The sequence below is a fragment of the Mycoplasmopsis edwardii genome (assembly GCF_900476105.1).
GTDB lineage: Bacteria > Bacillota_I > Bacilli_A > Mycoplasmatales > Metamycoplasmataceae > Mycoplasmopsis > Mycoplasmopsis edwardii.
On sequence record NZ_LS991951.1, the window covers coordinates 769,466 to 792,412 of the forward strand.

Below are 22,947 nucleotides of genomic sequence, written 5' to 3' on the forward strand. Positions count from 1 at the left end.
ATTATATTACAATGTGTCTTTGATTATATTAAAAAATAAGCCAAAAAGCTTATTTATTTGTATGGAATTACGTGTACGTGTGTGTGAAAAACCACTTGTCCTGCAGAAGACCCTGAGTTAATTACGATTTTAAATCCTGTGCAATCATTTTCTTTAATATACATTGCTGCAAGTTCTCTTGCGATAGACATTGTATATAAAAAATCTTCATCACTATTTTCTAAAATATTTGGTTCAGGAGTTTTAGGAACTACTAAAAAGTGGCCTTCTTGAACTGGATTAATATCGTAAAATGCTATAACTCTATCATCTTCATAAAGGATGTTAGCAGGAATTTCTCTTTTGATGATTTTTGTAAAAACACTATCCGACATATTTAAGTCCTTCTACAGCTTTTTTAAGATTTTCATCTTCAATATTAAGTTTGATTTTATTTCCTAAAGCGACAAAAGCATCAATTGCAGATGATAATAATGATGAGTCATTTGAATATAATGAAGTTGTTAATTTAACAAGATCATTTGCAAAAGAGGTTCCTTCTAATGTAAGTTTTTTAACATTAATTTTAGGTGTTTTAGCTTTTTCTGCTTCGTTTGGATTATCAATTAAAAAGTCTTTTCCTAAAGGAACTAATCTATTTAAGTAAGAAATCTTAATTTTACTTCCTTCAGGTGCAGCTGAAATAGATGAAGCTAATGTTTTATCAGCATTAACTTTAACTAATTTTTTGTTTTTATAGTCATAAAAACCATTAACAACTGATTCTGCATTTAGTTCCTTAAGAGCGGTTATAGAGTAATCAAATTCATATGATGAAGTTTCTAATCCTTGGTAACCACCTAAAGTTGTTTCGAATTCTCTATCTGATAATAAAACATCTGATGTAGCAACTTTAGAAGCATCAAATTTTCTTTGACTAATTTGATTGTAATCATCAATGTTATTAATTGTTTTTACTGATGAAGTGAAGATATCACTGTCGCTTGATGATTCATAACTTCAAACTTGTAAAGTCTTTTTGTTAATTAAGTAATCAATTAACATAAAGTTATTTAAATCATAATCATTTTTTCTACTTGAGTAAGTACTTGAATTAATTTTTTGTAAATCTTCAGATTTTGATGTTGTTAAGTATTTATTAACAAGTAATTGTTTTTGAACTTCTAGTTTAACATTTGATTCCTTGATTTTGTATAAAACTTCAAATTGCTCTAAAGTGATTTCTGGATTAAATGTTTCTGTTAAGTTTTTAAGTTTTTGATATTCTGCATCTTTCAAGATACCATTTGATAATAATTTTGCAATTTCTTTAGTTAAATATTTAGAGTCTTTTTGTAAGTTTATTTTTACAAATGTCTTGTAAACTTGGTAAGCATCATGTTTAAAAGCTGCATTATCTAATGCGTCACCACTAACTGAATAAACTTTATTAAGAGTTGCTTCTAGTCATAATGATTCAACAACGTCTTTAACATTTTTACCAGCGAATAAAACATCTTGTTTGTTTTTGGCGTCAGTATTAACATCTCTACCACAAGCAACAACTGTAATAGGCAATGCTACAAGAGGTGCAAAAGTAACTAATTTTTTAAATAGTTTCATTATTTACCTCCTTTTTTCATAACACTTTGGATTGCATCTGTTGTTAAATCAAATGCAGTTTTATCACTTTGAGAAACTGAATTAGCTTCTACATTTAAGTAATTTACTTTAACTTTTCCATCAACGTTTGTGAAGTTTAAGTTATTTAATGAATTTAATTTATCATTAATAAATTTATCTGTTTTTTCGAATAATGAAATGTTTGTTAATAAATTATTTCCAACTTTAACTGATTTTACTTCAGCTAATAGATCTTGGATGCTTTGGTCTGTGTATTGAATACCTTTACTGTCTTTTTGTGTTAAAAGTCATGTTTTAAATGATTCATTTTCCAATTGTGTGATAATTGTATTTTCTTTAGATTTAAAGCTATTAATTTTGCTTTGTAAGTTGAAGTATGATTTTGTGCCTTTAGCAATGTTTTCTAAATCTGATTTTAATAATTCATTGAATTTATCAATTGTTGTAATTCTTTGATTATTGAAGATAGAAATACCTTTTGGAGTTAAAACTAAAAGTGAGTCATCTTTATCTTTAATTTTGTAAACAAGTGATGTAAATGTTTTGTTGTTAATATCAATGTTGAATTGTGAATTGTAATTTTCAATAATTACTTTATTAAACTGTTCTTCTGTTAATTCATCAAAGTACTTTTGAATTAATTCATTTGCTTCTTGCAATTTGCTTGAAATTTTGTTTGATTTTTCATTTTCATTTGTAATGCTTGCATCATCTTTAGCAGCTTTGGCATCATTAATTAATTGTGTAATTTTTCCTTCTGCTTCAGGATTAATGCCAGAAGGCATTTGGAATAGTTTATCTAAATCAATTTCTTTAAAATCAGATGATCCGTCTTTTAAAACTTCGTTAGCAATTGAGGCAAAAGCTAAATCAACATTACTATTAACTAAATCTTTAATATTTGAAACACCTAAGAATCCTAATGTATCACCCTTTGTTAAAGTTAATGCATCTAAGTAAGTTTCGTAAACTTTTCTTTCATCGTTAAATTTATCTAATTCTTTTGACTTATCGAACACACCATATGATTCTGGTTTTTTGAATGATTTTAAGATATCTGAGTTTTTACTTACAACTAATGCACCACTTTCATCTTTATAAACTGAGTATTTTAAGTTGTTTAAGAATTTTTCTTTTGCATTATTTTCTTTTAGATTAAAGGCAAATCTTAAATCACTATTTTGAACACCTGGTAATAAAACTGATGAACTTAAGTTAATATCATTATTCATAAAGTAACTTGTCACTAAGTTTTTAGCAGGGATTAATTCAGGGATAAATGATTTTGTAACAAACACAGTAGCTTTACTTGGATTACTTTCTTGTACAAAGTAATTTTCATTTTCAACAAAGTATGGGAATACTTTTTCGCCTTGTTTGAATAAAACTTTAGCTTCCCCGTTTTCACCTTTAACAATATTACCGTTTGAATCAATTTGATAGATATCTTTTTTAGCTGTTTTATTGATAAAGCTTAGATCAAGAGTTTTAACTTCAACTTCAAAACTTCTTAGTGCACTTGATTCAATTTCTTTAAATGTAAGATACTCAATAGCTTGTTCATCTGTTGTGCTCTTTCCATATTCTTCAGATAACAATCTTTCTTTGTAGATGTTTTCTCAAGTTGAGTAACCATATGTTTTTTTGAAGTTGTTTTTTAAGTCTTCAAGTTTATTTTTTTGATTTTCTTTAATTTCATCAATAGATTTTAATTCAAGCCCAAGGTTTGAGTTTTCATTTGCGTTTAATGAGTTGTTAAAGATTTCTTGATATTGTTTAGAAGCAAGGTGTTCTTTTTCATACATGTAGAAAACTGCTTTTTTGTATGCATCATTAAATTTTTCACTGTATTCTGTTTTATTGTTTTCAAGTTGTTTAACAAATTCTTCAACTGTAATTTTCTTTGAATTATCAAAAGTGAAAGCATCAGAATCACCTGATTTGGCATCAATGTAATTAACTTTTGTTGTATTGATAACAAGAGGGATTGTAATACCTAAGATAACACAAAAAGCTAAGGCACCTAAAATACCATAGTTAATTCAGTTTCTTTTTGTTTTTGTTGCAACTTTCTTATTCTTCTCATCATAGTTATCATTTATTTCTGATAAACGTTCTAAGAATGATCTTTGTCTTTTCGCCATAATGACTCCTTAATCTTCAAAATACTTATATAAAATATAAATTTTATATAAATTATACCAAAAAATGTTTTCTATTAGTCCATTAATAATTTAAAATAGTAGTATGCAAAAAAATAAATCAGTAGATGCTTTAGTTCATTTTGACGCATTAGCACATAGCCATAATTTTGTGTATAGTTTATATTCAAATACATTAGAAAATATTAAAAAAAGAGGAACTGCAAGTTCTCCTTTTGAAGTTGTAATTAACCTTGAAGCACTAATAAAATTAGTTTATTTAGAAAAAAATGTTGTTGTTCAAGAAAGATCATTTGCAGCTGAAAACCAGCTTCCTTTTATTAAATTTAATGAAGACAAAATCTATTTAAATGTACTTATTAAGTCAACATGAAGAAAGTTTAATAAATGAAAAAGAAGAAACTTAAGTTCTAATAGTGAAAGAACAATTTTTGCTACTATGAATAAGCTTTATTCTACTGATCCAGACTTGTTAATTTTATTATATTTTGATCATAAATCACTTAGTCTAAGGATTAAAAAAGTAACTAATTTAAATCCTAATTATTATTCTGTTATTGAAGTAAATGATAAAAAGTTTCCTTATATTGATTTTGAATAAAGTCAAAAAAAGTATAAAAAAACAGCCGCTTCCTATTTTCACCTTTCGGCTATCTTCGGCGTAAAGAGGCTTAACTACTGAGTTCGGAATGGTATCAGGTGATCCCTCTTGCTATGACGACTAAGAATATTATAGTACACTTTTGAAAAAACAAAAATATTTTTTAAAATTTTTTTAATGGAGTTGCATTTATTTAAATATGTAACTTTTTTTAATTTATCCATATATAAAAAAGACGCAAAAAACACCCTTATGGGTGTTGTGTTACATTATTTTTTCATCATTTTCTTAGAATACTTGAATTTGAATCATTTTGTTTTCTTAATTCTATGAATTGCGAGAACTTGTCCAATTTGTCATAATCCACCAAATAATCAGTAAACTTGAACCCCAGCACTAAATAAGATAGTAATACCAGTGAAGATTATCATCATAATCTTTTGAGTTCTCTCTGATTTTTTAAGTGCTTGTTTTTCACTAATTGTCATTGTCATATTGTTTTTCTTACGGTTAAGAAGTTGAGGTAACAATTGTGAAACTAATTGAACTACGATTGTTGTAATTAAAATTCAAAGATAGATAAAGTGTCCACTTGTAATCTTTTGTCAAGAAACTGATGAGAAGTTAATTCCTAATCAAAATGTTTGTTTAATTTCAGGAATACCTTGAATAACTCTTCACATAGCGAAGAATATAGGCATTGATAATAGAAGGTTAGCAAATTGATCAAGAGGGTTTATATTGTATTTACTATAAAGAGCTTGAATTTCTTGATTTTTCTTCATCTTCATAGCTTTATTATTTTCAAATCCCGCATATTTAGCTTCGATAGCAGCTTTTTTACTTTTAAGTCCTTCTTGTATTGATTGCATCATTGTAGCTTTGAATGAGAATGCAAGTACAAGTAAACGAGTAAAGATAACTGCAACTAAAATAGCGATAATTGTCGCTCAACCATTTCACTCAGGCATTGCCTGTCTAAGTGATTGTACCATAACTGATAACGGGTAAACTAATGCACCATAGAATGGACCATATGTTCAAGCTTGCCCTCATGTTAGGATAGGTTGAATTTGATAATCCCCAGCAAATACAATATTTGAGTAGAATTTAGCATTATTAGTGTTATCGTTATATTTAACAATGAATTCTTCAATAGTGTTAGCGTTTACATCATATTTATTTGAAGCAAACATTAATTCATTTGAAATTTCAACAGCACCTTTAGAATTGCTTCTTTTTGGAGCAATCCCTAATTCTGTTAATCATGTAATCATTAAGTTTTGATAAATACCAATTAATCCATATTCTTTTTGTGATAACTTGAATAAATCTTGATTATCTTTTAATTTATTCTCTTTATTCTCAATTTTATTTACTAAAAATTGTAAATATTGCCCAACTGATTGGAAATCATTTTTTCCATATTCTTCTTGAGTTGTTTTATTTAATTCGTTAAGGAATTTACTATCCTTACCAAATGTGTAATTGTAGAATGTTTGCAAGATATCTCTAGCATAAGCTCTATTAGCTAAGCTTTTTGAATCAACACCATCATCAGAGATAGTATTTAATTTCTCTTCTGTTACAAAGTCAACTTTTTGTAAACCAGAAATGAATGTTGCAGTATATTTAGAATCTGCATCTACATTGTTTAAAGTTTTTGTTGTTACTTTACCGTTAGCATCTTTTGTTTCTTCTTTATCTTTTTTAAGTTGAATAAAGTCTTTTGATGAGTCAGGTAAATAAGTTAGAATAACAATCTCATTTTCAGGACCTGTTAATTCATTTGTATATTTGTAACTTTTAGCATCTTCACTTCTAAATAAGAAGCGCCCATTTTTCTCTACAATATTGTATTTTTTACCAGCAACATTAGCTTGGTAACCTAAATTTGATAATTTCGAGTCTTCAACACCAACAACACTAATTGCTGTCATGAATTGACCTGATTTACCATATTCACCTTTATTTTCTTTGGTTTGTGTGCTAAGTTTTTTAATTATTTCACGACTATCAACAAGAACGTTAGCATCGGCATCTTGTTTAAGTACATCGATTGAAAGTTCAATCTTACTATCTGATAATGCTTGTCCTTTATTATCATATTTGTTGATTGTGTTTGAAATATTTTCTAATTTGAATGTGCTTACTTTTGGAGCAATATCAGCTTCGTTTCTATAAAACTCAATACTGTTACCTACGTTAGCAGATGTTTTTAAAACGAATGACTGAATACACCCTGTCAATGTGACTGTAAATGCAATTAAATAAAGAAAAATCTTGGTTATTTTTCAAGACTTCTTTAATGCAGTCTTTCTTTTTTCTTCAGGGTTATTTTTATTATTTGAAAAATAATTAAAAGTTTGTTTTCTTTGCATAATTCCTAAATTTCTCAAATAGCTCTTTAATTCCTTGTTTCTTTACAGAATACTCAGAATTACAAAACTCTTTGCGAGCAATTAAGACAAAATTGTAATTGAACTCATTGATATTCAACTCACGAATAATTGCTTTTAATTGTCTCTTGTTATAATTACGACCTACAGCATTTTCAAACTTTTTAGGTATTGTAATACCTGCTTTAAAACTATCCGATTTGACAAAATAGACAACTAAAAACTTGTTTGCAATAGATTGTTTTTTATCAATGATAGATTGAAAATCCCAATTTTTTCTAAGCCGAAATTGTTTTTGCATAACTAAAATTATTTATCAGAAACTGTAAGTCTTTTTCTACCTTTTGCTCTTCTAGCAGCTAACACTTTTCTACCGTTAGCAGTTTTCATTCTAGCTCTAAAACCGTGAACTTTAGCGTGTTTACGTTTGTTAGGTTGGTATGTTCTTTTGCTCATTTTTCCTCCTATGTGATTTATTTTACTTAGTATATAAGCGTGTTTATATTATACAATATAATTACTTTTTCAAAATTATAAAAAAGAGTTCAATTTTTGGGTCTTTTCAAGCCTTTTTATTGCCATAAATTGTGTTATTTTTATAGTATAATTTTGAATAGAAAAGAGGAAGAATATGCTAGATATTAAATACATTTTAAAAAACTCTGATAGTGTTAAAAAATCATTAAATTCGAGAGGTTTTGACACTAAAATTTTCGATGAATTAGTTGAAAAAGCGCAAGATAGAGGTAGATTAATGTTCGAAGCTCAAAATAAAAAAAGCGAGCTTACAAAACTTTCAAAATTATTTGGCCAATTTAAAAATGATCAAGCTAAAATTCAAGAAATTAAAGCACAAATTGAAGTAATCAAAAAAGAAGAACAAGAGCTTAATAAATCTGCTGAAGACTTAAATAATGTTATTAATGAATATTTATTATCCATTCCTAACTTACCTTTAGAAACTGTTCCTGTTGGTAAAGATGAAAACGATAATGTTGTTTTAGAAACTAAAGATAAAATTGGTAGAGGTCTTGTTAAAGATGTTTTACCTCACTATGAAATTGCAAAAAAATTAGATATTATTGATATTGAGAGAGCAGTAAAACTTTCTGGTTCTAGATATGTCATCTATAAAAATGCAGGGTCAAAACTTGTTAGAGCTTTAATTAACTTTATGCTTGATTTACATACAAGCAAGGGTTATTCAGAATTCAACACACCTGTAATTGTTAATCAAAACATCCTTTATGGAACAGGTCAATTACCTAAATTCAAAGAAGATCTATATAAAATTGATAATTCTGAACAATACTTAATTCCTACCGCTGAAGTTACATTAACTAATATATATAATAATGAAATTGTTGATCTAAATGAACCTTTTAAAGCTACAGCGTACACAGAATGCTTTAGATCTGAAGCTGGTAGTTCAGGTAAGGATACAAGAGGTATTTTACGTCAACACCAATTTAAGAAAATTGAACTTGTTAAAGTCGTAAACTCATCAACAGCTTTTAAAGAATTTGAATTAATGATTCAAGATGCTAAAGATGTTTTAGAAAAGCTTGAAATTCCTTACAGGTCATTACAATTATGTACAGGTGATATGGGATTTTCAGCAAGAACTACAATTGACCTTGAATTATGATTACCTTCTGAAGAACGTTTTAGAGAAGTCTCTAGTGTAAGTTACATGGGTGATTTCCAAGCTAGAAGAGCTATGATTAGATTTAGAAATGAAAATAATGAAACGGAATATGCTCATACAATGAATGGTTCAGGTCTTGCTGTAGATAGAGTTATTGCTGCTTTATTAGAAATTTATCAAAATGAAGACGGAAGTATTACAGTTCCAAAAGTTTTAGTGCCTTACATGGGTGGATTAGAAGTAATTAAATAATGAAAAAGATTTTTGCATATGATTTAGATGGGACTCTTTTAACACATGAAGGAGTTGCTCATCCGGAAACCTTAAAAGCTTTAAAATTAATTAAAGAAAAAGGTCATATTAATGTTATCGCAACCGGTCGTGGATTAATGCATATTCTTCCTTTATTTGAAACAAATGCAGTAGATAATATTGATTATTTAATTTGTTCAAATGGTGCTTTAATTTACAACATGCATACAAAAACATATGAAGTGATTAGTTCACTTTCACCAGATGTTTTTGAAATTATTTTAGATAAATTTAAAAAGTATTCATCAATTTTAAGAATTGATTCAATTGATCAAAATCAAACTTTATTACCAAACGGAAAAGTGCCTTCATGATTAACAGAGTCAAAAGTTACAGATAAAAACTTTACAAACGCAGTGACTGAGGAACAAATTAGACAACAAGTTTTTGATCCAAATTCAGTTATAACTCAAATTGCACTTAGAAATACTTTTTTAGATGCAAAAAAAAGTTTCAAATGAACTTGCACATGAATTAAGAAATCATGATTGTGAAGTTTACTTAACAAACTCTGTTTATACAGATGTTAATGGTAAAAATTCTTCTAAATTTAACGCCTTAAAAGTTTTAGCTAAAGAACTTGATATAGATATTAAAAATACTGTTGCTTTTGGTGACAGTGGAAACGATGTTCAAATGCTTAAAGGTGCAGGGATCGGTGTTGCAATGGGTAACGCAACTCCTGAAGCTAAAGAAGTTGCAGTTATCACTATTGGACATCATAATACCGGTGCTATTGGTGAATATTTAATTGAATTATTAAATAAAATGAGCTAATGAGCTTGTTTTTTTACTAATTTGCTAGCTTTCTAGAAAATTCCTAATAATTTAATATAATAAAAACTATGAAAAAACCAAAAATTATTTTTATAGACTTAGATGGGACTACATTAGATGGTCCTGGTGAAAAATTCTGACAAAAAGAACCTACAGAATACACTAAAAGTGTAATTACAAGGTTACAAAAGAAAATCCCTGTGGTAGTTTCTACTGGTAGAGGTGTTAATGATAGAACAATGAGTATTGTTAAAAAATTAGGTAGTGAAAACTATATTGCTTGAAATGGTGCTCAAACCGTTTACAATGGTGAAGTTATCGATAAACAATACTTAGATAAAGAAATCGCTCAAGAATTGTTTGATGAGATTACAAAAAACAAATGTTTTGTTGTATATAACTCTAATGCAAAAGAAAGAGCTTATGTTAAAAATGGTTTTTACAAAATCCTTATGGGGTTTGGTAAAAAAACAGCTAAAAGATATTACGAATATAACAATGATTTCAATGTATACAAGGCTTTAATTTGATCATTATCAAAATCAAAAATCAGAGTATTAGCCGATAAGTGAAGTAAGAAATTTGAAGGTAAATTAGAAGTATCATTAAGTGGTTCAAACAATGTTTTAGAAATTACTAAAGCAAATGTTTCAAAAGGTGATGCCGAAGTTGCATATTGTCAAAGATTAGGAATTGACCCACAAGATGCTGTACACTTTGGTGATTCAATGAACGATGCTTCAACAAAAGGTAAGGTCGGTAAACTTATTGCTATGGCTAACTCAGTTAATGAACTAAAGGAAATGGCTGATGAAGTAACTAAATACTCATGTAATGATTCAGGTTTAGCAAGGTATCTTGAAGAAAACTATTTAAACAAGTAATTAAAAAACCAGGTCACCCTGGTTTTTCTTATTAATCTTTTCACTCTAATTCATTAGGGTGTTTTGGATTTTTGTTAATTCTTACGTTTTGAATCTTCCCATCTTTAACGCTGACAATTTTTGTAGCGATATTAGCAATGTGAGGGTTGTGGGTAACCATAACAATTGTTGTTCCATAGTTTTTATTAATATCATAAAGATAACTAAGAACTAATTGGGTGGTTTGCTCATCTAAAGCAGCTGTAGGTTCATCAGCAAAAATAATTGGTGAATTTTTAGCTAAAGCCCTTAAAATTGAGATACGTTGTTGTTGTCCCCCGGACATTTGAGATGGGTATTTGTTTTTAACATCTTCCATACCAAAGTCTGTAAACAATTGATTAATATCTAATTTTTTATCTTTATCTTTTTGTAAATATGCCCCTGTTTGTACGTTGTCATACCCGGAAAGATTTTGTAATAAGTTATAGTTTTGAAAGATAAAACTTACGTTTTTTCTTCTAAATAAAGTTAATTGTAAATCACTTAAGTAAGGCAAGTTTGTATCACAAACAATAACATTACCTTTTGAAGGTCTATCAAGCCCACTAATTAAGTTTAAAAGGGTACTTTTTCCTCCTCCGGACTTACCAAAAATCATAACGAATTCACCTTTATTAATTTTAAGTGAAACGTTTTTAAGAACACGAGTAACTGAGTTACCTGATAAATAGTATTTACTTACATTTTCTACTTCAATAACACTATCTTCTGAATTCTTTTTATCAATGAATTCATCTTTATACCTTTTTCTTTTGGCAGCATTATTAAGTTTTCTAGCAATATATCTATCTACTACAATTTTATTTGCACCACCTTCAGCATCTAAAACATCAAAGATATTTTTCTTTGTTATTTTTGTGTCTGAAGATTTTTTAGTTAAAACAACATCTGATTCATCTGCTTTTTCAGGTTGTTTTTTAGTAAACTTAGATTTAATTTTTTCTAAAGTTTCATCAAATATTTTTTTGAAATCTTGCATGTTATTTTCCTTTCAATAGATCTATTGCTTTAATTTTATTAATGTTAAATCATGATAATAATGATGTTACTAAGAATACACCAAATACTATTAGTGTTGTAAATAATACGTTAAATACTGAGATTGTAAGCGGAATTGAGATTGATGCAGAAGTTGTTAAGAATCCACTGAATACACTCATAAATCCATAAGCTAATGGGAATGCAAATGCAAGTGAAACTATAATGAATGGAATGTAAATTCCAAAGAACATCTTGATCTTTTCTTTGCTTGAATATCCTAAGATTGATCAAATAGCAATATTACGTTCGTTTTCATTGATTAAGATTGTTGAAATAATAATCAAGATAATAATTGAAATAATAAAGCTTAATGCTGTAACTATTGTTACTATAATTTGCACTGTTTTTGCTATCGATAACGTGAATCCAACTTCTATATCTTTTGATTCAAGTGTATAAGCACTTGGGATAAATAATTGATTATCAAAGATACTTGCAAATTCCTTGATATAAATATCAGGGTTTTCTCTCGCTTCTTTATAAACTGCTAAATAATTATCAGTTTCCTTATTGAAGTTTTCATTTAAGAATTTAGCTATTTGATAATTATCAAATCCTAATCTAGGCATAATACCTTCAGTTATGATGTTTACTGAAGTTTCTCTTGTTCCAAAAATACCATCAAAGAAGTCTCTTTTATCTTTTAAGCTTGTGTTTTCGATGTTAAATGAATCAAGACTTCCTGAATATCCAGAAGGTGTATAAAGTGCTGTTGATAGGATTAATTGAATTGGTAAGGCATCTCTTGAGAAAATACCGTTGAATTTGTACTTGTTCGAATCTATGTTTGTTGGTTTATCTTGAAGACTATTTAATTTATCTTCAAATACTTTATTAAATCCGATAATTTCATCAGCAGCTGATTTAGGAATAATAAACTCATTGTTAATGAATGTTGGGTTGTATTCATGAACATAGAATGTATATTCTTTTTCAAGCTCTTCTAATTTATTTTCATATGATCCATTGTTAAGCTTTTTATCAAATAATAATGAGTATCTATCTACTTTATTATTAATTTTTAACTTAATTAAGTCACCTCTATTAAGATTGAATTTCTTTCTAGAAACATTATTTACAATTAAAGGAATTGGTTTTGTGACATCGCTTCCTGCTTTTCTGAATAAGTCTTCAATTTCATAAAGTAAGTTTTGTTCTTCTTTTCCAACAACTTTAATTTGTTTTGAATTATGGTTATATCCATAAAGTTTAATGTCTTCTTTTTTGTAAGTTGATTCAAGGTATGTATAAGTTTCATTTGTATCATTATTAAAAATAAGTCCATTAAATGAAACAAAGTAATCTTTTACATTTGTGTGTTTTTCAATATATTGGTAACCTTTAACAAGGAAGTTTCTATATTCATCACGGTATTCATCTGTTGAAATAATTTTGTGATTAAAAACTTTTTGGTCTTTGTCTCACTGAACAAAGAAGAATTTACCATTAATAATGTTTTCTGGGTTTGGAATATATTGGAAAAATTCAGTTACATTATTTGCTAAAGTTTTATCTAAATCAATAATGTTTGATTTTCCGTTATCTTGGAATTGAACACCTTCTTGAGATTTCATTAAAGCAAACCCTACTTTATCTCTTAATTGAAGGATTCTTGATTTTTGTGTATCTGGTAATGAGTTATAAACCACTTCAAATGGATCGACTGAAACACTTGAGTTAATCTTAATATTAACTGAGAACTGTGTGATAACGTGTCCATCAAATGGAGTAGGATTACCATTTTTAACATTCCCTTTTTCATCTGTTAAGTTAATTGATTTTGACTTACCAGCTCCAAAGTAATCTGATTGATATTGATTTAACTCTCTAATATCTCCGACAGGTACATAAAGCACTCTGTCTAAGTCTTCAACAAAGAATGGGTTGTATAATCCACCTTCTTTTGTTGGTGTAACTAAGTCGAATTTGTAATTGTACTTTCTATTAATATAAGTTTCATTAATTGATTTCTCAAATACACCAAATGTTGCAAATCCAACAATTGTTGTAATACTTGCTAAAATAACTGAAATAGCAAATGATGTAAGTTTTCAGAAACTATTAAAGATTAATGAAGTACCAAATTTAGTTTTAATACTTCTGTTTTTAAATAATTTTTGGTATTTGTTGTGAAGTTCATTAATTTTAACTTCTACAATACCAGACATTAAGTCAATTGATTTATATCTTAATGATCTTAATGCAATAAAGATAATTAATAAAGTCATTGCGATTAATGGGATGACTATGTTTAAAATTAAACTGAGCGGTTCAAAGTATAAGGTTTCAACAGGTACAGTTCAGTAGTTTTCTAGAATTCTAATTCCTGTACTTTGTAACATAAATCCAACTATATAACCTAATAAATCACCAATTAATAAGGTGAAAATTGCGAACACTGAAAGTGATGAAGCAATTTGTAATGGTGTATATCCTTGAGCAATTAAAATACCAATAACTGTATTTTTGTTTGCAATATATCTTTTAATAATGAAAATGATTGAGATTGTAACTAATGTGATTAAAATTGCTAAAAGAATGTTTGAAGTATATGTAACTGACTTAATAATTTGCTCAGTTGTTTTAACTCTTAAACTTCTTTCTGGGTTAATTGGGTCTAATTCATTGTACATGAATGTACGTTTTAATTTAGCTACGTCATCAATTCTAGCTTGCACAAATTGTTCAAGTTTATCTTTAAAGTTTGCAACAGATCCCTCTGCTTTATTATCATATTTAATGGTCATATATTCTTTAACAGCAGTTCCCCTGTAAGCTTGTCTAATTCTGTCAAATCCATTGTTGTTTACATAAACAATAGCTTGGTCTTTAGTGTTAACTTGTAAGTTGTTTTCGTCTAATATTGGATAAAAGTAATCGAAAGTCATATCTTCACCAATAATAATGTATTTTGAACCATTAATACTGATTGTGTATTTATCAGGAATAATGTTGATTAATTCCTTCATTTGAATTGGGTTGCTTGGAAGTTCACCAGTATAAATTTCTTTATGGTTTTGTCTTAAGAAAGCATAGTTAACTTTTGCAATATATGATGCTGGTTGGTTGAAACTTAAAATGTTATTAAGTTTTGTTAATCCTGTAATTGAGTCTAATATAGAGAAGAAGAATTCGTTAATATCAATACCAAAGAAATGATATTTAGAAGGATTCTTTTGAACTTCACTTTTTAACTTAACAAACATATCGTTGTCAATAGCGATTTGGAAAGTAACATCATTTTCAACTGATGGGAAGAAGTAAACTTCTTTTGTGAGACTTTTTAAGAATTCTGTTACCGTTTTTTCATCGACAAGTAAGTTTTCAAAGTTAATAAGTTTGTTTTGAATAAAGTAAGCTAAGTTAGCATTATTTTTTAATTCTCCACCAACATTATTTGTGTCTGCAAGTGTTCAAATAACTACTTGTGGATACATTTTTCTTAAAATATTGTTAATTAAGACATCTGAAATTCCGATTGCTTCAAATGAATCGTTGTTATATTCATTGTAGAATAATTTTTTAATGATTTGGAATTTATTTTTAACATAACTCTTTTGTAAAAAGTTATTAATTGTTTGATCAATAAAAAATGAATAAATATTCCTATATTTTAAGTGTGTGTCTTTATATGTTTTTTGATTTTCATCAATAGAAGCATATTTTGCAGAAGCTGCTATGTATGAAAATGTTTGAGTAATTAAAAATTCATTTTTATTTAAGAATGTTTTGAATTCTGGATATTTATTTAAAAGGACATTTAAATCTTTATCAAGATATGTATCATTTTCTTTTTTAAAGAATAAGTTTCTCATTTCTCTTGGGTTAGCAAGTGATCTTGAGATACCAAAGTCAGTTTCTTCAAATCCCGCAATGTTTTGAGCTGATGGTTTGAATAAATCAAATGAGTTAAATGACTCAATAATTCTTGCTTTGTTAGCTAAATCTAAAAGAGCATTAGCGAATTGTGTAGCTTTCTCATATGAAACATTTTCTTCAAAGACTTTAAATCATAATTTAAGGATTGGGAATAAGTCTTTCAAGTATGTGTAATCTGTATATTCAATATTAATTAATTGTGAAAGTAATTTAGATGAAAGAATATTGAATACACTAGAGTTTGATGTATTTTTAAAGTTATGTAATGTGTGGAATAAGTTTGCAAATGAGTCTTTTATATCATTATAGTTAAACTTATCTTTGTTGTATTTTAATGAGTTTAGTAATGGTTGTCATGAGTTAATTGTGTTTTTGATTGTGTCTAATGAAATTGTTTTTTCATTATTAACATCTCATTCAAAGTAAGCTAAAGCAATTTGTTTATCATTGTTTGATAATTTAGAAACACTAATATCTTCTTTTTGGTTTTTTAGAATATTAATAAAGTGTTCAATTCTACCTAATGTACCTTCTGGTATCGATCAAGCTGGTTGTGGTTTTGAATCACTTGATGATGAAGCAGAGGTTGCATTATTTGTATTATTTGAGTTTAATAGTCCTAAGATTTCGAAAAATCCAACCTTTTCTGAGTCTGCAGCTGGTATTGTTAAGAATTTATTATCTGAGATCTCAATATTTGTTCCTTTTGAAGAAATATTGAGCATTTTAATTAATTCTTCTTTAACACGTTTGTTTGACCCTGGTGTGTTAAAAATACTTTTTAGTGTTGCATAAATAATGTCATCAATTGAAATTGTAGTTAATAAGAAATCTCTTCTAACAGAAACGTTAGCTCCAACAATCTTATTAAATTCGATTGCGTTTGTAGTATATGTTTCTTCTTTAACTTTTTCATGTAAGGTATGTCTTAAAACATTAAAATCAAAGTTATTAATAAAGAATTTAATTCCATCAATAACATTTCTAAATGCATTTGCATCATCTTCTTTATAGCTGTTTAGTGATGATAATATTGATTTAACAGAATCTGGTAAAAATCCTAATAATAAGAAAATTGGGTTGTTTTTATTATTGAAGTCTGTTAAGAACTTAACTTCTAAGTTATCAACTAATTTAATTAATGTACTTTTAAGCGGAACTTGATCAATACCTTCAAGTACAGCTAACATAATGTCAAATACACTAAGTTTTCTAATGTAATCAATATTATTAATTGTTGTTGTTTTGTTGTGGTGCTCTTTAAAGAAATTGTCTGTATAATCAGTAATTTTTCTAAAGTTAATTGAATTGAATAATTCTTTAACGATTTCTAAAAATGTGTTAGCATCTTTAGAAACTTTTAAAATTTGACTAATTGCTGAGAAGTTAATAATTTTATTACCTGATAAAATTTGAATAAAACTAAATAAATTATCAATATTTTGAGCAATATATTCTTTCTTTTCTTCTTCAGATGATTTTGTATTTACAAGTTCAATTAATTTATTGATAAAGTCAATTAAGAATTTTCTTAAATAATCTCCTGATAAGTCATGTGTTATTTCATAAATTCCATCAAGGATAATTTTAGGTAAAACATTAAAGTTAATTTCACCGCTTGAGAAAATTTTAGCAAATTCATTTTTTTCAAATGTTTCATTTAAGGCTTTAACGAAAACAAAGATTGTATCTTCTTTAATAAATCCTTCACGATAGAAACTTGTGTTTAAGATGTTCTTTTGAAGTCTTTCAATAGCTAATCTTAATGTGTTTTCATTTAATGCTTGGTTAACTACTTCCACATCTGGTCCTCTAAAACCAAATGGTAAGAAAACTGAGTTAGCAAAATCCGGAGACTTTTCAACAAAGCTTTCACTAGGTAAGTTAACTTTTAATGTTAATTGATTTGAAACTAATCATTTGTGTAAGATTTCATTAGAAATAATTCCGTTTGGTAAATCTTTGATTTTAGCATTTCTTCAAAGTGTAATTTTACCATTACTGTATTCTGGGAGTAAAATTACATAATTTCCATTTGAGAATCTTGCAATACCTATGTTTGCAAATTTGTTGTATTCATCAGCATTTCGGTTTGGATCGTTTAAAAAGTGTGCAAGTTTATATACTTTTGCTCTATTTTGTACTGTAACATCACTGTTTTCTTCATTTGTGAAAACAATTTGTTCATAATCAAAATCAGGTTGAATGTAAGTTTCATAAGGCAAGATATTTTCAAATGTTTGTTTTAAAATAACACTTGAGATATATGGATCTATTTCTTTTGTTTTAAAGTATTCAGCAATGTTTTGAGATGATTTGTTTAAACTTTCAAATTTATCACTGTTGATTAATTTGTTTATGTTATTTTGAATACCTGAGATCATTTGCTTTTCATCACCAGTATTAACAAAGTGGTAAACTTTCTTTCCACCGTCTTTTTCATCAAATGAGTCAATTGTTATTGTTTGTCTAATTCCAATGTTTTCTTTCGAAACTCTTTCGTAAGCAAATTTGTAGATTTCTTGTTTTGTTATGTTTAAAGCACCATTTCTAATTTTGATTAAAAGATCATTTGCTATTGATTTATTTGATAGGTTTAAATATGTTTCTGAATCAACTTTATTGTGTCCCTCAATTTGAGCAATTGTTTTAGAACTATTAAAGTCAAAATCTGAATATTTAATACCAGAAGGTTGGTCGCTTTGTGGTGCGAATGTAAGTAGGATTGTATTTATTTCGTCTAAAGTAACGATGTTTTTATCATTTGTAGTTTTAATAACATCACTTAAAGTAACTTTGTTGTTTTTATTTACATAACGAGCAATTTCTGTTGAAACATTTTTTTCTCAAAATGAAATATCTGCAAAATCTTTAGGAATTGCACCATGGTCACTTATCATGTTTTCCATAAATGTTTTATAAGAACCTGATCATTTATCTTTATAACCATCGATATATGTTGTTGTATATCTCTTTCTTTCAAAACTTGTTGTTTGAGTTTTCTTGAATGCTCAGTTAAGTGGAATTTTATAATTTGTGTCTGCTTCAAATGTAAATTTATTTGTTATTTTTAATTTTATTGTTTTTGAATCAAAAAAATCGGCGTATGAGTAATCTGATTTAAGTTCTTTGTTAACAAAGTTTGAAACTTTATCATCTTGTGCAATTTCTATCATTCTTGGTGTTATTGATTTATCAACTTCATAAACAAATTCATTGTTTTCTAATGATTTAAATCCAAGAAGTTTAGCTAATTCTAAATTAGTAATTTTAATAACACTTACTGTTTCACTTCATTCATTACCTTTAATTGAGTCAAAAGTCATTTCTTTTGTTTTTGAATTAATGAATAATGTTGCTAATTGAGATAAGTTAATATTTTCTTCATTTGTACTTGTGATGTAACTTATTTCATTTAATGTATATTGCTTATCGAATCTAAATCTTCCACTTTTATCTAACTGTGTTTCTGATTTATCTTCTGTATATTCTTGTCCATTTTTCACAAAAACAGGAAGAGTTCTTTTTTGTTTTAGTGTAAAGAATTTTTCATCATTATCAAAATTTAACTTAAGGATTCCTGATTCAGGAGTTTCTGGAATATATGTGTTATATAAACTTAAAAAGTCTGAACGAGAAATATATTTATTAATGTATGAATTATCGTTAATAAAATTAGATAGTGAAAAATAACGATCTTTAATCGTTTCGAAATCAATAATACTTGTAACTTTTTTGTTATTTGATGGATAGTATTTAATTGGTTTGTTGTAATCTATTGAACCATCTTTTTTACTAAGACCATTAATAAAAAATCCATTATTGTATACTGAACCACTGATAGGTAAATTTAAGTCAACAGTTAAATCGTGAGCAACCGAAGAATCTTTATATCTTTTGTATTGATTCTTCATAGCTTTTGCTGTATCATGCATAACTGTGAAAATTCCTGCAGTTAAAAAAACTAAAATAGTTAGTCCAGCAACAGTAGCTTTATTTTTAAATAAAGAACGTCAGACTTCTTTAAATAAGTTTCACATTTTTTCTCCTTATTTAAGACCTATTATAATTAAAATTAATTATAAAGTATTTTTAAAAATATTTAATAGTTAAAAATGCACCCTGTTTTGAGGTGCATTTTATACGACTATTCTTTAATTTCTTCTTTAGATTCTGTCATTGTAATAAGTGAATCTAAATCAATTTCTTTAGCATCTTCTTTGACTTCTTCTTGTTTTGGAGGAAGTGCTAAGTTTTTAGCTATGTAATCAATTTCTTCTGAAATAATTGTTTCTTTTTCTAATAATAAAGTTTTAATTAATTCAAATAATTCTCTATTTTCTTGAATAATATTGTAAGCAAGGTTTTTTGCTTCCATGATTATTTTTCTAACTTCAAGATCGATTTCATGACTAATTTGGTTTGAAATTGATGAACTTGTAGCTAATGTTTTTCCTAAAAATGGAGAACCTGATTCATCTTGATATTTAATTGGTCCAAGGTCACTCATACCAAATTCTGTAACCATTCTTCTAGCGATAGTAGTTGCTTTATTAATATCATCTGAAGCACCTGTTGAAATGTTTTCTGCTCCATAAATAATTTCTTCAGCAGCTCTCCCCCCCATGAAACTTGCGATTGTTGCAAGCAATTCACTTTTTGAATAGTTGTATTTTTCTTTTTCAGGCATCATTAAATTATATCCACCTGCTTGACCACGAGGAATAATTGTAATTTTCTGAACTTTATTTCCACCGGGAACTTTAATACCTACTACAGCATGACCAGCTTCGTGATATGCTACTGAAGTTAATTCGTCTCTAGTAATAGTTCTTGATTTTTTAGCAGGACCAGACATAACACGGTCAATTGCTTCATCAATAATATCTAATGTTATAACTTGTTTTCTTTCTCTAACAGATAATAAAACTGCTTCATTAATAACGTTTTCTAATTGAGCACCAGAAAATCCTGGAGTTCTTTTTGCAATATTTGAAAATACTACATCTTGAGCGAATCTTTTACCTTTTGCATGAAGTTTAAGAATTTCTTCTCTTTCCTTAATATCTGGTAAACCAACAGTAATAACACGGTCAAAACGACCAGGTCTTGTTAAAGCTGGGTCAAGAACATCTGTTCTGTTTGTAGCTGCAATGAATAAAAGACCTGAGTTTTCTTTAATACCATCCATTTCAACAAGCAATTGGTTAAGTGTTTGTTCTCTTTCATCATGACCACCACCAATACCGCTTCCTCTAGTTCTACCAATGGCGTCTAACTCATCAATAAACACAATAGCAGGAGCATTTTTTCTAGCTTCTGAAATTACTTGTCTAACTCTTTTAGCTCCCATACCAACAAATAATTCAACAAAGTTTGAAGCTGAAACAAAGTAAAATGGAACGTTTGCTTCACCCGCAGTTGCTTTTGCTAATAAAGTTTTACCTGTCCCTGGAGGACCTCCTAAAAGAATACCTCTAGGCATTCTAGCACCAGCTTCTTCATAACGTTTAGGATTTTTTAAGTAATCAACAATTTCACTAATTTCCTCAATTGGTTCTTTATTACCAGCAACGTCTGAGAATTTTTTGTCGGAATTAATAATTTGCGCTGGACTTTTGTCTCCAAAAACTCCACCACCTTGTCCATTCATCATTTTTGATTGTGATCTATATAATAATCATAAAACGATAACAATTAAAATTGTAGGTATTAATGAGATTAAGATTGATACAAATATACTTTGCTCAGGAGCACTAACTGATGTTAAATAACCTGAGTTTGAACCACTTTTTAAAGCGTCTAAAATCGCTTTATTCGGTTCGGATAAGTATTCTTTAACCTCTACTAACTTACCATATGTTATATAACTTACTCTTGTAGTATCTTTTACATATAATGTTGTTATTTCGTTTTTAAATGGATTGAAAACGATTGATTCAAAATAAATTTTATCTGAATCATCGTTAGCAGATAATTGAATTCTGCTTACTAATTCATTAATACTTAGTTCTTGAGGGCCGGTCTTTTTAAATAATGTAAAGTATAAAACGATACCGATCACTATTAAAACTAAAATACTAAGTCATGCAACTAGTTTTTTATTTTTCATATTTTCCTTTCAATATATTTAATTATATTAAAAATATCATTATTTTTGTCTTATAAGCTTTCCTTTTTTCTTGTCTAAGAATACATTATCTTCTAATTTAAATCTTTGTGTTCTGTTTTTAGAAACAATAAATTTAGATATGTTAGAAATCTTATTTTTTGACAATTTGATTCCAAAATAATTGTTATTAATAAAATCAAAAATCAGTTGATCTTTAAATTTTAAAAATTCAAATGAATCTTGAGAAAACTCACTTCTTTCTCATTTTTTGTAATTTCTATTTACAAACGACCATTTAACTTTATTAAATAAGTTAATTAGTTTAAATTTAATAAAATACATTAGTTTTGTAAATTTGAGTAATTTATTATTTTCTAATCTTATTTTATTTCTAAAATACTTATCAGTATCATTTGTGTAATCAACATGAAAAGGAATGCCTAAATTAATGCATTTTTTAACAATTGTTTTTTTAAAATACTTATTAATTAATGGACGATTTATATTCATTTCATATAAATTATTTGTTCTCTTGATACCATAATATTTATTAATTCTTTTAGTTATACTTTGATAAATAGCTGTTTCAAGAAAATCATCAATATTATGACCTATTAAAAGTTCATTACAGTTGTGTTTCTTATAAATTTCTTTGAAAAATTTATATCTTTTTTCGCGCGCTCAATTTTGAAAATTACCACCAGTGTAATCAGGTTTATTTAAATTAAGACCTTCAAATTTTATATTATATAGCTTACAAAAATCTTTAACTATGTTAAAGTCTACACCGCTATCGTGCCGCTGATTGTAATTAACTGTTGCAACTACAACATCCTTATCTTTATACTTATTAAGTAAGTACATACTGTCAGGGCCACCACTAACAGCAATTAAATATTTTTTATTCATTAATAACTTTCTTAGAGTTGAATTTATTCATAATTGTATTAATATCATTGAAACCAAAAGTAATAGCTGCTTCAGCAGATTTATCGACAACTTTTTCAAGAACCTTGATTTCATCCTCTGAGAATTTACCTAAAACAAAGTCTTTAAGTTCACCAGGAAAAGGAACTTTAATCCCTACCTTTAATCTTTTAAAATCTTGTTTGTTAAGTGAAGTTATAATGCTTTTAATTCCATTATGACTACCTGCGGATCCACCAACTTTGATTGATGCTCTACCTAATTCAATATCTTTTTCATCATGAATCACAAAAATATCACTACTATCAATCTTAAAAAAATCTGCAATTTGTTGGATAAATGTTCCTGATAAATTCATATATGTTAATGGTTTAGCAATTATTAAATCATCAACTTTAACATATTCTCCATTAAACTTACTTTTATTTAAAGTAACATTTAATTTTTGACAAATTCTATCAATAACTAGAAACCCAGCGTTATGTCTTGTGTATTTGTATTCATTTCCTGGGTTACCTAAACCTACGATTAATTTCATAT

At 27.5% G+C, this 22,947-nt stretch carries 16 protein-coding genes and 1 rRNA gene; 5 read left to right on the forward strand and 12 right to left on the reverse strand.

The window, feature by feature from the left end; translation table 4 throughout:
* Positions 1 to 53: 53 nt before the first annotated feature.
* The 3 genes from hinT to D2846_RS03245 are packed head-to-tail and all read right to left on the reverse strand — an operon-like array spanning position 54 to position 3,767.
* Entirely contained in the window at positions 54 to 374 is a 321-nt protein-coding gene (gene hinT / locus D2846_RS03235) for a histidine triad protein HinT (protein ID WP_117275781.1), read from the reverse strand.
* The gene (locus tag D2846_RS03240; protein ID WP_117275783.1) at positions 364 to 1,602 is read right to left on the reverse strand and encodes a HinT-interacting membrane complex lipoprotein P60; all 1,239 of its coding nucleotides are present in this window, start codon (positions 1,600 to 1,602) and stop codon (positions 364 to 366) included. The genes hinT and D2846_RS03240 overlap by 11 nt, the downstream gene beginning before the upstream one ends.
* Positions 1,602 to 3,767, reverse strand: coding sequence for a HinT-interacting membrane complex protein P80 (locus tag D2846_RS03245; RefSeq protein WP_117275785.1), 2,166 nt, complete (start codon positions 3,765 to 3,767; stop codon positions 1,602 to 1,604). The genes D2846_RS03240 and D2846_RS03245 overlap by 1 nt, the downstream gene beginning before the upstream one ends.
* 103 nt (positions 3,768 to 3,870) lie before the next feature.
* On the opposite strand from D2846_RS03245, the gene D2846_RS03250 reads away from it, so the two are divergent.
* Positions 3,871 to 4,386 carry a hypothetical protein gene (locus tag D2846_RS03250; RefSeq protein WP_117275787.1) on the forward strand — a complete coding sequence of 172 codons (516 nt, stop codon included), beginning with the start codon at positions 3,871 to 3,873 and terminating at the stop codon, positions 4,384 to 4,386.
* Between the two features lie 19 nt (positions 4,387 to 4,405).
* Here the strand turns inward: D2846_RS03250 and rrf are convergent.
* The 4 genes from rrf to rpmH form a co-directional block, all read right to left on the reverse strand.
* A 5S ribosomal RNA gene (gene rrf, locus D2846_RS03255) occupies positions 4,406 to 4,511 on the reverse strand.
* Positions 4,512 to 4,655: 144 nt separating this feature from the next.
* Positions 4,656 to 6,767 (reverse strand): membrane protein insertase YidC, encoded by a 2,112-nt coding sequence (gene yidC / locus D2846_RS03260; RefSeq protein ID WP_117275789.1) that lies wholly within the window; start codon positions 6,765 to 6,767, stop codon positions 4,656 to 4,658.
* Positions 6,745 to 7,086, reverse strand: coding sequence for a ribonuclease P protein component (rnpA, locus tag D2846_RS03265; protein ID WP_117275791.1), 342 nt, complete (start codon positions 7,084 to 7,086; stop codon positions 6,745 to 6,747). Before rnpA ends, yidC begins: the two co-directional genes overlap by 23 nt.
* Positions 7,087 to 7,094: 8 nt before the next feature.
* Positions 7,095 to 7,241, reverse strand: coding sequence for a 50S ribosomal protein L34 (gene rpmH, locus D2846_RS03270; RefSeq protein WP_004794083.1), 147 nt, complete (start codon positions 7,239 to 7,241; stop codon positions 7,095 to 7,097).
* Positions 7,242 to 7,416: 175 nt separating this feature from the next.
* Between rpmH and serS the strand changes: the two genes are divergently transcribed.
* The 4 genes from serS (at position 7,417) to D2846_RS03285 (ending at position 10,406) form a co-directional block, all read left to right on the forward strand.
* Positions 7,417 to 8,685: a serine--tRNA ligase gene (serS, locus tag D2846_RS03275; RefSeq protein ID WP_117275793.1), complete on the forward strand. Its 1,269-nt coding sequence runs from the start codon at positions 7,417 to 7,419 to the stop codon at positions 8,683 to 8,685.
* A complete protein-coding gene (locus tag D2846_RS03280) occupies positions 8,685 to 9,275 on the forward strand; it encodes an HAD-IIB family hydrolase (RefSeq protein ID WP_268876953.1) in 591 nt (196 codons plus the stop codon). The genes serS and D2846_RS03280 overlap by 1 nt, the downstream gene beginning before the upstream one ends.
* Positions 9,184 to 9,522 (forward strand): HAD family hydrolase, encoded by a 339-nt coding sequence (locus tag D2846_RS03660; protein WP_268876954.1) that lies wholly within the window; start codon positions 9,184 to 9,186, stop codon positions 9,520 to 9,522. Before D2846_RS03280 ends, D2846_RS03660 begins: the two co-directional genes overlap by 92 nt.
* A gap of 68 nt (positions 9,523 to 9,590) precedes the next feature.
* Positions 9,591 to 10,406, forward strand: coding sequence for a Cof-type HAD-IIB family hydrolase (locus tag D2846_RS03285; protein ID WP_117275795.1), 816 nt, complete (start codon positions 9,591 to 9,593; stop codon positions 10,404 to 10,406).
* Positions 10,407 to 10,437: 31 nt separating this feature from the next.
* Here D2846_RS03285 and D2846_RS03290 read toward each other — a convergent pair whose 3' ends face one another.
* The 5 genes from D2846_RS03290 to pth all read right to left on the reverse strand — a co-directional run bounded on the left by D2846_RS03290 (position 10,438) and on the right by pth (position 22,945).
* Positions 10,438 to 11,427 (reverse strand): ABC transporter ATP-binding protein, encoded by a 990-nt coding sequence (locus tag D2846_RS03290; RefSeq protein WP_117275797.1) that lies wholly within the window; start codon positions 11,425 to 11,427, stop codon positions 10,438 to 10,440.
* A gap of 1 nt (position 11,428) precedes the next feature.
* Positions 11,429 to 19,408, reverse strand: coding sequence for an FtsX-like permease family protein (locus D2846_RS03295; RefSeq protein ID WP_117275799.1), 7,980 nt, complete (start codon positions 19,406 to 19,408; stop codon positions 11,429 to 11,431).
* Between the two features lie 107 nt (positions 19,409 to 19,515).
* Positions 19,516 to 21,480, reverse strand: a complete 1,965-nt coding sequence (gene ftsH, locus D2846_RS03300) for an ATP-dependent zinc metalloprotease FtsH (protein ID WP_117275801.1) — start codon at positions 21,478 to 21,480, stop codon at positions 19,516 to 19,518.
* Between the two features lie 39 nt (positions 21,481 to 21,519).
* A complete protein-coding gene (tilS, locus tag D2846_RS03305) occupies positions 21,520 to 22,389 on the reverse strand; it encodes a tRNA lysidine(34) synthetase TilS (RefSeq protein ID WP_117275910.1) in 870 nt (289 codons plus the stop codon).
* Positions 22,382 to 22,945: an aminoacyl-tRNA hydrolase gene (gene pth, locus D2846_RS03310; RefSeq protein ID WP_117275803.1), complete on the reverse strand. Its 564-nt coding sequence runs from the start codon at positions 22,943 to 22,945 to the stop codon at positions 22,382 to 22,384. The genes tilS and pth overlap by 8 nt, the downstream gene beginning before the upstream one ends.
* Between the last annotated feature and the right edge of the window lie 2 nt (positions 22,946 to 22,947).